The sequence below is a fragment of the Flavobacterium gossypii genome, assembly GCF_014138495.1.
In the GTDB taxonomy this organism is placed as follows: Bacteria; Bacteroidota; Bacteroidia; order Flavobacteriales; family Flavobacteriaceae; genus Flavobacterium; species Flavobacterium endophyticum.
Window position 1 is genome coordinate 1,901,729 of record NZ_JACJIS010000001.1, and the last position, 13,383, is coordinate 1,915,111.

Annotated in this window: 10 protein-coding genes; 2 read left to right on the forward strand and 8 right to left on the reverse strand. The window is 37.2% G+C overall.

Features of this window, described 5'->3' with window-relative positions; all coding sequences use genetic code 11:
* Positions 1–19 precede the first annotated feature (19 nt).
* From GGR22_RS08640 to GGR22_RS08650, 3 genes are all read right to left on the reverse strand, one after another.
* Positions 20–871 (reverse strand): HTTM domain-containing protein, encoded by an 852-nt coding sequence (locus GGR22_RS08640; protein WP_182493306.1) that lies wholly within the window; start codon positions 869–871, stop codon positions 20–22.
* A 124-nt stretch (positions 872–995) separates the two neighbouring features.
* Positions 996–1,442 carry a hypothetical protein gene (locus GGR22_RS08645; protein ID WP_182493307.1) on the reverse strand — a complete coding sequence of 149 codons (447 nt, stop codon included), beginning with the start codon at positions 1,440–1,442 and terminating at the stop codon, positions 996–998.
* Between the two features lie 223 nt (positions 1,443–1,665).
* Positions 1,666–2,391, reverse strand: a complete 726-nt coding sequence (locus tag GGR22_RS08650; RefSeq protein ID WP_182493308.1) for a hypothetical protein — start codon at positions 2,389–2,391, stop codon at positions 1,666–1,668.
* A gap of 435 nt (positions 2,392–2,826) precedes the next feature.
* Between GGR22_RS08650 and GGR22_RS08655 the strand changes: the two genes are divergently transcribed.
* Positions 2,827–4,503 (forward strand): AraC family transcriptional regulator, encoded by a 1,677-nt coding sequence (locus GGR22_RS08655; protein WP_182493309.1) that lies wholly within the window; start codon positions 2,827–2,829, stop codon positions 4,501–4,503.
* A gap of 32 nt (positions 4,504–4,535) precedes the next feature.
* On the opposite strand, the gene aspS is transcribed toward GGR22_RS08655, so the two are convergent.
* On the reverse strand, positions 4,536–6,281 hold the full coding sequence (gene aspS, locus GGR22_RS08660; protein ID WP_182493310.1) for an aspartate--tRNA ligase: 1,746 nt from the start codon (positions 6,279–6,281) through the stop codon (positions 4,536–4,538).
* Positions 6,282–6,574: 293 nt separating this feature from the next.
* Between aspS and GGR22_RS08665 the strand changes: the two genes are divergently transcribed.
* Complete coding sequence (locus GGR22_RS08665; RefSeq protein ID WP_121375938.1) at positions 6,575–6,922, forward strand: toxin-antitoxin system YwqK family antitoxin; 348 nt, start codon at positions 6,575–6,577, stop codon at positions 6,920–6,922.
* Between the two features lie 59 nt (positions 6,923–6,981).
* On the opposite strand, the gene GGR22_RS08670 is transcribed toward GGR22_RS08665, so the two are convergent.
* The 4 genes from GGR22_RS08670 to GGR22_RS08685 all read right to left on the reverse strand — a co-directional run bounded on the left by GGR22_RS08670 (position 6,982) and on the right by GGR22_RS08685 (position 13,376).
* Positions 6,982–7,539 (reverse strand): hypothetical protein, encoded by a 558-nt coding sequence (locus tag GGR22_RS08670; protein WP_182493311.1) that lies wholly within the window; start codon positions 7,537–7,539, stop codon positions 6,982–6,984.
* A gap of 138 nt (positions 7,540–7,677) precedes the next feature.
* A complete protein-coding gene (locus GGR22_RS08675) occupies positions 7,678–10,851 on the reverse strand; it encodes an efflux RND transporter permease subunit (RefSeq protein WP_182493312.1) in 3,174 nt (1,057 codons plus the stop codon).
* An 80-nt stretch (positions 10,852–10,931) separates the two neighbouring features.
* The gene (locus GGR22_RS08680) at positions 10,932–11,993 is read right to left on the reverse strand and encodes an efflux RND transporter periplasmic adaptor subunit (RefSeq protein ID WP_182493313.1); all 1,062 of its coding nucleotides are present in this window, start codon (positions 11,991–11,993) and stop codon (positions 10,932–10,934) included.
* A gap of 18 nt (positions 11,994–12,011) precedes the next feature.
* On the reverse strand, positions 12,012–13,376 hold the full coding sequence (locus GGR22_RS08685; protein ID WP_182493314.1) for a TolC family protein: 1,365 nt from the start codon (positions 13,374–13,376) through the stop codon (positions 12,012–12,014).
* Between the last annotated feature and the right edge of the window lie 7 nt (positions 13,377–13,383).

Sequence of the window (13,383 nt, forward strand, 5' to 3'; positions counted from 1 at the left end):
AATTTAAATGCCAATGTTATTAATAGGCTAATTGTTCTTCAGATTCTCCATCATTGTCTGGACTGCTCTTTAAAAATGGAATATAATAGGCCGAAATATTAAGAATGATCATCAAGATTCCAAAAAAATAAAACCCTGTAAGACTGACGATACAGACATGCAGTAGAATAGTCATGGCCAGCCATAGTTTTCGAGTCTTGGAATAATTAATAAAAACAGGATAAAATATTTCAATGATTATGACAAAAAAACTAATTCCAGCTGATAGAGCTTCTGGCAAGATAAATCTAGAAAGAGGAATCTGTACATCATAATTGGTTCCAGATAATAGTGGCCAATCGATATTGAGGCTTTTTCCAATTCCTGATAAAAAATAAATGAGGCATAAATGAGCTTGTAATAAATATAAAGACCATTTGAGCAGCGTTTCATTTATTTCAAATTCTTTAATGTAATAATCCATCGAGAATTTTCCTCTTGGAAAAATCACGCAATAAAATAAAGCTGATGTTGCAAAATAGCTTGCCTCATGAAGACCGTCGTTTATTGATTTTGTGATTATCAGATTAAATAGGAACGCAAATAAAGCCGAAATCCTAGTAAATGCTCCCAGACATAACAAGCCCAGCATAAAAAGATAGACGTAAATAACGAGGTAAACAAAATCATCAAAGAGTGTATTGAAACCATATTCCATTATAAAACTATGTAAGGACGCTAACGCTGAATCATGGGTAAGGTCGCCTTGAATCAGTATTTTGGAAATATCTTCCCAAAAAGAAAACAAGCTTAAAATGCAATAAAATGCGATTGAAAATCTAAAAAAAGAATTCCACTCGACCTTTAGATTGGGATTGTACAAGAATTTCATACTTCCAGTTTTGTCATTTGAACGTATTTTGCCTTTTCTTGATAACTGTAATTAAGTACTAAATTTTGTAAAATGCACTATCTGAGAATTCAGATAGTGCATTTAATTACAGTATTATAGTATACTACATCGTTGCTGCATAGCTTCCGTTTCCATCAGCTACTAGCGTGTATCTTCCTGCTCTGATGGTATAATCGGCTGGCAATCCAAGTGCTTTTGTTATATCTGCTGTTAATTTATAGCTTTCTTCAACTATGATTGTGTTTGAACCGAAACGGGCTCTAACAGCTTCAAGGCCTCTGGCATCAGCTTTAAAAACTAAACTATTGTTATCAGTTGTTGATAGTTGGTAAGGAGAGAGGTCCCTTGTAGTTATGATAATACAAATTCCATTGCCATTACAATCTCTACTTGCTCTTCCCCATTCAAGTCCTATTACTACGGCTGGTCTTGCGTCAGGATTTGTTTCAATTTTGTCACATACATTAATTGTATTTTCTTTGATTTCATTAGCGTTAGCGTTGAAGCTGAACAAAGCGATTGCCATTAGGCTGAATAGTAAATTTTTCATAATGTTTAAATTTAAGTGGGCAGTTTCATCGTGGTTGGTTTAAGCGATGGACTTACCATGGTTGATTAATAAATTTTTGTTTGATTATTTGGTTTTTATAGAATCCAAACTAAATTCTATGAGGTTTTTCCGGATTAGGACTGGCTAGGGTGGTCTCTGATATTTTTCATGTTTTTTGGTTGATTAATTGGTTTGAACTTTATTTACTTAACTACTTTCGAATTTATTCGGCTACGCTGTTTCCGACTGCATTGACGCTTGCAGCGGTAGTTACGGCTTTAGCCATGCTTTCAGTATCGCCTTGGATGCATCCTGTTATTCCGTGGTGGATGTCCCATCTTCTTCCTTTTCTGCGCAGGTAATTGGCATGTCGGGCTATCGAGGTGGAAGTAAGGATTGCTTTTTTGTCATTTGCTGTCAAAGCCTGGCTTGATACTATTGTTGCTTCAAAACCAACAATGTGGTCATGGATATTTTTTGCCGAAGCTTCTGCATCTATCAGGAGAGTCAGGTTTGCAGCCAGAATCTCAAGCTGGTTTTTAGCCGTCGAGCTCAGGACAGTATTATTGGTAATGGCAATGTGATAACTGTCGCTTGTATTCAATATCCAATTGATATTGCTATAAGCAAGAGGCATATAGATATTATTTTTCATCGGTGTAAATTCTGAAAAGCTGTTTGCTATAGTTTCAACATCAGAAATGATTTGCGATGGAGTTGTTGAAGTTGGAGCATTATCATAATATTCTTCCAGAATCTTGCGATATAAGCTTCCGGCTGCATCGTAGGAGTTCGCCGTATTTGCCGGATTCCAGTTATGTGGGTTTTCTTTAAGACTTAAAGAAGTTGATGTTTCGGATTGTAATTCTATGTTTTCAAGATCTTCGTCTGTAGAACATGATAAAAAAGTAAGAGATAAAAACAGCGATAATGATAATAACTTTTTCATAAGGAGGAGGTGTTAGTGTTTGTTGTTAAACTCATCTTATTCTTCAGTTCATTTTTGTCCGGACATTGAACCTTTGAAATTTTAATCCCATCCAATTGCTTCAGGATTTCATTGACAAAGCTATCTTGGGAATTTGCCGTTTGCAAGTGTATACAATACGAATTCGCGAAAAACGCGCTACGAATTCATGAATTCGTAGTGCGTTTTTTAATAATTAATACATTGTAAATCAGTTGATTAAAGTATTTTGTGATTTATTGTTTGATCTGTTTTTTGCAAGGCATTTCTAAAGATTAAAAAACAGGGATTTTTACGGTTTTTTATATTTTTTATGCTACATTTATAACCCTCCATGTTTAAAAGTTAATGATGCAAAATCAAAAACAGCAGAAATTTCTTATGATAAACAAGTTCAACATTTTTTACTTACTCTGTTTGGTAATAGCGATTCCTGTTTTTTCTCAACAAAAGGGATTTCAGCTGCCCGATTCTTTAAAAGATAAGTCTTATGATTATCTTAATAATAGGATAGATCTTTATGAAGAGGATACCATAAAGGCACTTTTTTATCTGGATTCTTATTTGTCAAAAGCAAAATCGGAGAAAAATTTAAACGAAATGGTCAATGCCTATTCCAACGCGATCTTCTTCGTTCCTGAAAATTTAAAACTTGCTTATGCCGATAGTATAGTCGCTACGGCAAAAATGACGAACGATCCTCCCGTTATAGGCTCCGCTTATATTTCTAAAGGGAATTTTTACTATTCTATTAAGAATTATGCTCAAGCCCTGAATTTTTATCTCTTGGCAAGCGACTACATCTCTAATTCTGATGATGCCTATTTGAAATATGAGCTTAAATATCATATTGCTGGAATCAAAATACATTTAGGGTTTAATGATGAAGCTTTGGTATTGCTAAAAGAATGTGTCGATTATTTCAAGCAATACGATGAATATGATTATCAAAGAGGTTATCTGAACTCTTTGCATTCGCTGGGGTTAGTCTATAACCGACTTGGCAAATACGATTTAAGTACAGAAACAAATGAATTCGCCTTAAAAGAAGCCAAACGCCTGAATATAGACCTGACACAAAACTATATTATCCATTCTGAAGGAATCAACCAATATTTCAAAAAAAATTATATAAAAGCTGTTCATGATATACAGCAAGCTTTGCCTGCAATCATAAAAAATAATGACTTTGCTAATGAGGCAGTCGGGTATTTCTATATCGGAAAATGTTATTGGGATCAAAAACAACAGGAAAAGGCACTGCCTTATTTTAAAAAAGTAGATCGCACTTTTGCGGAGAAAAATTATATACGCCCTGATTTAAGAGAAAACTATGAGCTCCTCGTAGGCTATTACAAAGAAAAAGGAGATGTGAAAAACCAGCTGTATTACATCAACAGGCTGATGAAGGCAGACAGTGTGCTTAATGCGAATTTTAAATATATGTCGGGAAAGATTCACAAAGAATATGATACGAAGGCACTTCGTCAAGCCAAGCAAGAAATCGAAAAACAGCTAGCCGGCAAAGAAAAAACTACCTTATTATTGTATTTTTCGCTGGCCGTTTTTTTCTTCTTGACATTGTATTTTTTCTATCGTTATTATAGCAACCAGAAGCTATACCGCCAGAAGTTTGAAGAATTGATGGATGCAAAAAAGGAGGAACCGCAAGATCCTATCTCGATACACAAAGAGGATACCGAGAAAAAAGGACTTGATATCAATCCAGACGTCGTGACTGCGATATTAAAAGAGCTGGAAAAATTTGAAAGCCGGAAAAAGTTTTTAGAAAAAGACCTGACGCTGGTCAACCTTGCTTCGGCATTTAACACGAATTCAAATTATCTTTCCAAGGTGATAAATCATTATCGAAACAAGAATTATAATAACTATTTGAACGACCTGCGTATCGATTATATCGTCGACCTGCTGAAAAGCCAATCTAAATATAGAAACTATACGATTAAGGCTCTTGCGGATGAATCGGGTTTCAGTACGCCCCAGCATTTTTCAAAAGCATTTTTTGCATCAACCGGAATTTATCCTTCTTATTTCCTTAATGAACTGAACAAAGAGAGAGATAGCGTTACATAAAAAAGCCCCGATTTCTCGAGGCCTTTTTTGTATTATTTAAGTCGGATATGGAGTTCTTCTAATTGCTTGTCATCGATTACAGATGGCGCGTCAATCATAACGTCTCGTCCTGAGTTGTTTTTTGGGAAAGCGATAAAATCACGAATAGTTTCTTGTCCTCCTAAAATGGCTACCAGTCGATCCAAGCCGAAAGCCAATCCTCCGTGTGGTGGCGCTCCAAATTGGAAGGCATCCATCAAGAATCCGAATTGTGCTTTTGCTTCTTCTTCCGTAAATCCAAGATATTTGAACATCAATTGCTGTGTTGCTTTGTCATGGATACGGATAGAACCGCCGCCGATTTCATTCCCGTTCAAGACCATATCGTAAGCATTTGCTCTTACTTTGCCTGGTTCGGTTTCAAGCAAGGCAATATCTTCTGGTTTAGGCGAGGTAAACGGATGGTGCATTGCGTGATATCTGCCGCTTTCTTCATCAAATTCCAATAAAGGAAAATCGACGACCCATAATGGGGCAAAAACTTCTGGATTTCTCAATCCCAGACGTGTAGCCACTTCCATTCTCAAGGCGCTCAGTTGCGTTCTTGTTTTATGGGCCGGACCTGAAAGAACCAAGATTAAGTCGCCAGGTTTTGCGCCTGTAACTTTTGCCCAATTCAACAAATCTTCTTGGTCGTAAAATTTATCTACAGATGATTTGATCGTTCCGTCCAATTCGTATTTGGCATACACCATTCCCGATGCGCCTATTTGCGGACGTTTTACCCAATCAATTAAATTGTCTATTTCTTTTCTTGTATAAGAAGCACAGCCTGGAGCCGCGATTCCTACAACCAGTTCGGCAGTATTAAAAACCGAAAATTCTTTATGTTGCGCTACTTCATTCAACTCGCCAAATTCCATTCCAAAACGGATGTCTGGTTTGTCATTTCCGTAAGTCTTCATCGCATAATCATAAGTGATTCTTGGGAATTTATCTACTTCAATTCCTTTGATTTCTTTTAGCAAATGTCTTGTCAGTCCTTCAAAAACGTTCAAGATATCTTCCTGCTCCACAAAAGCCATCTCACAGTCAATCTGCGTAAACTCAGGCTGTCTGTCGGCTCTTAAATCTTCATCACGGAAACATTTTACGATTTGGAAATATTTGTCCATTCCGCCTACCATTAGCAATTGCTTGAATGTCTGCGGCGATTGCGGCAACGCATAGAATTGGCCTTCGTTCATCCTTGACGGAACAACGAAATCTCTTGCTCCTTCCGGAGTTGATTTAATCAAGTAAGGAGTTTCCACTTCACAGAAATCCAAATCAGAAAGGTATTTTCTAACTTCCATCGCTACTTTATGACGGAAAAGCAAGCTGTTTTTTACCGGATTTCTTCTGATATCCAAGTAACGGTATTTCATTCGGATGTCTTCACCGCCGTCTGTTTCGTCTTCAATCGTAAACGGAGGCGTCAGTGCGACATTTAAGATGGTCAGTTCTGAAACTAAAATTTCAATATCGCCTGTCGCCATATTTTTATTTTTGGATTCCCGTTCAATAACGGTTCCTTTTACTTGAATGACGAACTCGCGGCCTAATGTCTTAGCCATTTCAAAAACAGCAGTATCTGTTCTTTCAGAATCAAAAATCAGCTGTGTAATTCCATAACGGTCACGCAGGTCTACCCAAATCATGAAACCTTTATCACGTGATTTTTGAACCCATCCGGCGAGAGTAACTTCTGTAGCAATATGTGAAGCGTTTAATGCGCCACAATTATGACTTCTATACATTATTAAAATTTTAGATGGCAAATTTAGTGATAATTGTCAATTATGAATTATGAATTTTAAATTATAAAGAGGAGATTTTTTATTCTTTTCTAGGATTATTGTTATTTATGACCCAACTTTAATTTTGAATGGTTTTAGAACTGCTTTTGTAAATAGCCAATGTTTACTGGGTTTTAGGCAATTCCAATGTTAAGTTTTCGCTTAATGTTACCAAATTGTTAAGCTAAAGTTTTTTTATTGTAAACTAATATTTATATTTGTTAGAGAATTGTAAATAACTAAAAAGACAGATTATGAAAAAGTTTATGATTATGGCAGTTATGCTAGTTTCTGGAGTTGTTTTTGCACAAGATGTGAACCATAAATATGAAGTTGTAGATAATATGGTAAAAGCCACTTATTTTTATGATAATGGGAAGGTGATGCAAGAAGGATTCTATAAAGATGGGAAAGTCCACGGAAAATGGGTTTCTTATGATGTTGAAGGAAACAAAAAATCTCTTGGAGAATATAACAACGGTGCAAAAACCGGGAAATGGTTTTTTTGGACAGATAATAATTTAAGTGAAGTTGATTATTCTGATAGCAGAGTCGCTTTGGTAAAAAACTGGAAGCAAGATGCTCTTGCAAACAGAAATTAAATCTGATTATCTTTCAAAAGAAAAATCCATTAGAACCTTCTAATGGATTTTTTTTATTTCTATTTTTTGCTTCTGTCGCTTTTTCTTCCTGAACCGATTTCCTTAAACGAAGAAATAATCTTGTCCATCGGTTCATTAAATTTTTCCTTGCTTCCTTTTAAGGTCCAGATTACGACTTGGTAAAAAGTTTCTTTTCCTTCGATATACGCAATGTCATAAAAAATAGGGAGGTTGTCTATTTCTCCTGTGAATGAAAATGTTTTGGCTTTCAGTCCGTTAATCTGTATGTCTTTTGTTGGAGTAAACTGGGTGTCACTAATAGATTCTTCAAGACTGTTTTTTAAGATTTGATAATATCCGTTGAGGTCGGGAGTAAAGTCGGTCGTTGTATTCGCGACATCATAAAACTCTTGTTTTGGCTCGTCAATAACGACGACGTAAAATTCTTTAAAGGCATTTTGATATTGCAGTGAAGCATCATTATGCAGGTCTCTTGCTTTTGAAAGAAAGGAAGGAAGTTCCAGAGAAAACTTATTCTTAACAGTTACGGTTTCTACTTTATTTGAATCACAAGAAAACAAAAAAGCAAAAAGGCAGAGTACGATTATCTTCTTCATAAGATTGAATTTTACTGCAATATAAAAAATACGTTCAAGATAGGGCAGAAAGATTTTCCAATAAAGCAAAAAAAATCCCGACTGATAGATTCAATCGGGAAATTTTCCAAGGGTCAACTTGTTTTTTGAGACAATTTTTTAAGAGTGCTTTGCGGTAAAGCCATCGTCGCTCAATTCTTTGTGCTCATAATCAGCAACCATTAATTCTTCATATTTTGTAACTTCTTTGCCTTTGTTGAAGCGGGCAATTAAGCTGTCAAAAATAGCATACACCACAGGAACGATAATCAAGGTCAGGAATAACGAACTGATCAATCCTCCGATAATTACCCAAGCCAAACCATTGTTCATTTCGGCAGCAGCTCCTGAAGCTAGGGCAATAGGCACCATCCCGAAAACCATCGCAATGGTTGTCATCAAGATTGGACGAAGCCTAGCATGGTTCGCTTGAATCAACGCCATATAAGTCGTTTCACCTTCGGCTTTCCTGTGATTCGCGAAATCCACCAGAAGGATCGCATTTTTACATACCAGACCAATAAGCATGATAACCCCCAAAATTGTAAAGATGTTCAGTGAGTTATTCGTCAATGCCAAGGCTAATAGTGCCCCGATGAACGATAGCGGTATCGAGAACAATACCACGAACGGATATATAAAACTGTTATACAATGCTACCATTACTAAGTAAACCAAGATAATAGCGGCCAATAAGGCGATTCCTAATGTACCAAAACCTTCTTCTTGGTTTTCCATATCTCCACCCCAAACATAGCCTACACCAGTTGGTTTTTTTAGTTGTGAAAACTGAGCTTCCCATTCTGCCGCAACGTCCCCAGAAGGTCTACCGATGGTTTGTGCTTTAATAGAAACAGAAGTCGCTTTGTCACGACGTTCCAATAAACTTGGACCAGAACTTTCTTTTACGCTTGCAAATTGCGAAAGTTTGATTTGCTGTCCGGCATCATTGATGAATACTAAGTCGCTTACGTTGTTGATATTAGAACGATCGTATTCGTTGAAACGCACATTAATATCATATTCATATTCTCCTGCACGGAATTTGGCGTCTGTATTTCCGTTGAAGGCTGTCTGCATTGTCATTCCGACAGTTTGCAAGGTCAAGCCAAGTGCGGCCATCTTGTCTCTGTCTACCTGAACGGCAATTTCTGGACTTCCTTCTTCCACCGATAATTTGATTTCTGTCGCACCTTTGATTTTCATCAACTGTACTTCTGCTTTTTTAGCAAAGGCTGTTGCGCTTTCTAAGTCAGGACCTGTAACGGTCAAGAAAATCGGTGCTTCATCGGCACCACCCATGATACTTACTGGAACGGTCTTGATTTTAGCACCTACTAGAATCTTTTCTAATTCTCGTTTCATTTTCGCCGCATAGATATACGTTCCGTCTTCGCGAAGCGATTTGTCAATCAACTTCACGTCGATTTCAGCTTTGTAGACGGTAGCCTGTGTCGATCCAAAACCTTCGCTTGTTTGTCCAACAGTTGTTACGATTTCTTCGATTTCTTTTTTGTCTCGAAGGTATTTCTCTGCTTTTTGGGCTATAAAATTCGATTGCTCAATAGAAGCATCTTTCGGCAATTCGATTTGTACCAAGAACTGTCCACGGTCAATTTTCGGGAAAAATTCTCCTCCAATAAACCCAGCACCTACTAATGCAATTGAGCTAAAGAATAATACGACAACAATTAAAAGTGTTGATTTTTTATATTTCAAAGACCATTTTAAGATATCGGTTACTTTGTGCGTAAATTTATCAAGTCCTCTTTCAAAGCTCAAGATGATTCTTCCAAACAGATTTTTGTTTGTCACATGTTCTAGTTTTCCATATCGAGAAGAAAGCCAAGGCACAATAGTAAATGACGATAGTAGGGAAAGCAACGTAGCGATAATTACGGTAACACAGAATTGCGTAATAATATTCGCTACCAATCCTGTACTCATCGCAATCGGCAAGAATACGACCACGATAACTAAGGTAATTGCGGTTACTGTAAACCCGATTTCTGCGGTTCCGTCAAAAGCAGCACGGACTTTGTTTTTGCCCATTTCCATGTGACGGTAAATGTTTTCCAATACAACGATTGCATCATCGACCAAGATACCAACCACTAGCGAAAGACCTAGCAAACTCATCAAGTTTAGGGTATAACCCATAAGATAGATTCCGATGAAAGTCGCAATCAACGAAGCCGGAATCGAAACCATTACGATGAACGCATTTCGGATACTGTGCAGGAAGAAGAGCATTACGAATGCCACTAAGAATACCGCCAAGAATAAATCGTGAATTACCGAATCGGCCGCAGCCAAAGTAAATTCAGAACTGTCGTTCGCAACTTTTAGCTTCAGTCCTTGTGCAGCATAATCTTTTTCGATTTTGGCAATTGCAGCATAGGTTTCTTCACTTACTGTTACGGCATTCGCGTCTGTCTGTTTGATAACTTGCAATACGATTGCATTGTTAGAGTTGACACGGGCAATTTTCTCTACTTCTTTTTGTGAATCCTGAACATCGGCAACATCACCAAGACGAACTTGGATTCCGTTTTTAGAGGAAATTACCAAATTCCTCATTTCTTCAACGTTTTTATATTTTCCGGCAAGACGAACTAGCATCGTAGTTTCTCTCGTCTGGATGTTTCCGGTAGGAAAATCCAAGTTGGAAGATAAAATCATTTGTTGTACTTGAGGAACAGATAATCCGTAGCCTTTTAGTTTGTTTTGGTCAAGGCTTACTTGAATTTCTCTTTCTTCACCACCGACTAAGTTTACTTGTGCTACACCTTTTACACGCGAAAGAATCGGCTGGATTTTTTTATCCAATAAGTCATAAAAAGCAACCTCGTCCATTTTTGCGGTAGCTCCAATTGTGATTACCGGCAAATCGCTCAAAGAGAATTTGGTCAAAGATGGCGGATCGACATCTTCTGGTAAATCTTTTTCGATAGCGTTGATTTTTCTTTGGGCATCATTAAGAGAGTAATCAGCATCGGCTTCTGGTTCCAAAGTAACCATTACGATTGACAAGCTTTCGATGGATTTCGATTCTACTTTCTTTACGTTTTCCAGAGAAGAAACGGCGTCTTCGATTTTCTTGGTTACCGTATTTTCTACCTCTCCTGGAGAAGCTCCCGGATAGACTGTAGAAATCGTTACCACGTTTATTTCAAACTTTGGGATCAATTCATAGCTCAATTGGCTGTAACTGAAGAGCCCGCCGAGCGTTAGAATGATAAACAACACAATCACTAGGGTTGGTCGTTTGATTGATATTTCTGCTATTTTCATTTTTTAAGTTTAAAGTCTTGAAGTTTTAAAGTCTAAAGTCAAAAGCTACTAACGATCGACTATCAACTGTAAACTAAGAACTATTTAATAGGATTTACTTTTGTTCCGTCAGTCAAGTTGATCTGGCCGCTCGTAACAACGATTTCGCCGTCATTCAAGCCCTCCAAAACTTCTACTTTTTCTCCGAATACTCGTCCTGCAACGATTTTTTTCAATTTTGCAACATTGTCTTGGATTACAAAAACTTGATTGCTGCTGACACTTCCTACAAAAGCATTCCTTGGAATGATTCGCAATGGTTTTTGTTGCGTTGCTTTTGAAGCAAATTCTGCAGTTCCATACATTCCCGCCTTAATTTCATTAGCAGGATTATTTGTGATTTCGATTTCGACAGGGAAGTTCAATGATTCATCTGCTTTTGGAGCGATAAAAGTAATTTTTCCAGAGAATTCTTTATCAGGAAAAACGCTGGCTTTTACTTTTACAACTGAACCTACTTTTAGGTCAGGAATTTGGTTTTCGCTTACGGCAACTTTCAGTTTTAATCTTGAAACATTAACCAATTCAAATAATTCTGTTCCTGGAGCAACTACAGAACCTGGCTCTATGCTTTTCTTGTTTACGATCCCGTTAATAGACGATTTGATAGTCGCATCTCCATACGTAATCTTGGCTTGATCCAATTTTGCTTTTGCATTTACAAGACTCAGTTTTGCTTGATCTAACTGTTGTTGCGTTACACCTCCAGTTTTGTATGCATTTTCATAACGTCTGCTGTCTGTCAAAGCATTTTGATAAGCTGCGTTTGCATTTTGTACATCAATAGAAAGCTGGTCGCCTTTGATGATTGCTAAAGTCTGTCCGATTCTTACAGGACTTCCTTCATCCACCAAAACTTTGATTACTCTTCCAGAGTTTTCTGCTGAGAATTTCAATTCTTGCGACGGAATGAAATTTCCGTTCGCAACAAAATCAGACTTTATAGCTTCTGTTTTTACTGTATCAATTCGTACCGCAACTGCGCTGTTTTTTTCTGAAACGATTGCTGTTTCTGCTTCGTTCTTTTTCTTGTTGTTCATTAACGTGAATCCTATCAGTCCCAGGACTCCTATTCCGATACCTATATATATTAATTTTTTCATCTTTGTATGATTGATTTTTTAATTGATTAATGTTCTTAATTCTCCTTTAGCTTTGATCAGCTGAATTTCTGCTAATTTGTAATCCAATAGGGCAGAAGTGTAATTGTTTTGTGCTTCAACAAGTGAGTTTTCCGCATCCAGCAAATCAGTTAATGAGGCCAATCCGTTGTAATAATTGTTTTTAGTATCGCTCAACACTTCTTGAGCCAGCCTAACATTCTCTTTTTGATCATTGATCGTAATGATGCTATTGTTGATTTGTGTTTTAGAATTTTCGAAGTCCAAATCAAGAGAAAGTTTCTTTTCTATCATATCTTCTTTCAGTTGTCGTATTTCAACATCTGCCTGACGAACTTTTGCTCTTGTCCCGAAACCGGTGAAGATTGGGACTTTCAGATTCAATCCGATAGTTGAATAATCGGACCAATAGACTTGATCTCTAGATTTCGCAAACAAAGGCATTTCAGGACCTTGTCCGATATAATTATAGCTTCCAACTAAAGATAATTTCGGGTAATATTCGGCGATAACAGATTTCTTTTGGTAATCCAAAAGCTCTTCTTGTTTTTTCAGCAAAAGATAATCGGTTCTTTGTGTCGCATCTGGAGTTTCTGAAATTGCTTGCGGACTTACTGCAAATTCTGTTTGAGGAATGTAGATTGAAGTCTGAATTGGCATTCCCATATAGAATTTCAAAGAATTTTCCTGTAGTTGTACCTCGTTAATTAATTGCTGACGTTGTGTATTGATGTTATACAATTTTACGGTGATACGGTCCAAATCGATTTTTTTAGCCAAACCATTGTCGAATTGACCTTTGATGACATCCTTAACTTTAGAAGTATTCACATAATTGCTGTCCACTACGGCAAGCTTTTGTCTTTTGACGAAAACCTGATAATAATTGTTAGCCACTCTTTCAATAACCTGCTCTTCGGTAAGTTGTTGATTGATTAGGTAGAATTCTCTTGTTGATCTGGCCGCTTTTAAACCTGTAAAAACAGCTTGGTCAAAAATATTTTGTGTCAAAGTAACACCTCCAGTAGCGCTCCATTTTTGTCCCAAAGGCGCTAAGACTGTAGTTCCTGGAGATCCAAAGAAGTCACCAGGTAGTGCATTCAGCTGTAAAATAGGATTGTGAGTTAGATTTCCATCAGCGCTGATTTGTGGCAGTGCTCTGGAGCGAACTTCTTGGATCTGATATTCGCTGTTTTCTACTTGGAGCTTGGCTTTTTTAGCGTCTGCTTTATTTTCCAAGGCATATTGGATGGCATCTTTCAGCGTAAGCGTCTTGGTTTGTGCCAAAGCGCTTTGTGAAAAAATGAATCCAATCAGTAGGATTGCGAGTCCCTTGACTTTCGCAAGGCTATAAATACTCTTCATTTGATAT

Bases quoted from the DNA above. Each gene is read 5' to 3' on its own strand.
- GGR22_RS08675 (WP_182493312.1), bottom strand. From the start codon at position 10,851: ATGAAAATAGCAGAAATATCAATCAAACGACCAACCCTAGTGATTGTG.
- GGR22_RS08645 (WP_182493307.1), bottom strand. From the start codon at position 1,442: ATGAAAAATTTACTATTCAGCCTAATGGCAATCGCTTTGTTCAGCTTC.
- GGR22_RS08670 (WP_182493311.1), bottom strand. From the start codon at position 7,539: ATGAAGAAGATAATCGTACTCTGCCTTTTTGCTTTTTTGTTTTCTTGT.
- aspS (WP_182493310.1), bottom strand. From the start codon at position 6,281: ATGTATAGAAGTCATAATTGTGGCGCATTAAACGCTTCACATATTGCT.
- GGR22_RS08685 (WP_182493314.1), bottom strand. From the start codon at position 13,376: ATGAAGAGTATTTATAGCCTTGCGAAAGTCAAGGGACTCGCAATCCTA.
- GGR22_RS08680 (WP_182493313.1), bottom strand. From the start codon at position 11,993: ATGAAAAAATTAATATATATAGGTATCGGAATAGGAGTCCTGGGACTG.
- GGR22_RS08650 (WP_182493308.1), bottom strand. From the start codon at position 2,391: ATGAAAAAGTTATTATCATTATCGCTGTTTTTATCTCTTACTTTTTTA.
- GGR22_RS08665 (WP_121375938.1), top strand. From the start codon at position 6,575: ATGAAAAAGTTTATGATTATGGCAGTTATGCTAGTTTCTGGAGTTGTT.
- GGR22_RS08640 (WP_182493306.1), bottom strand. From the start codon at position 871: ATGAAATTCTTGTACAATCCCAATCTAAAGGTCGAGTGGAATTCTTTT.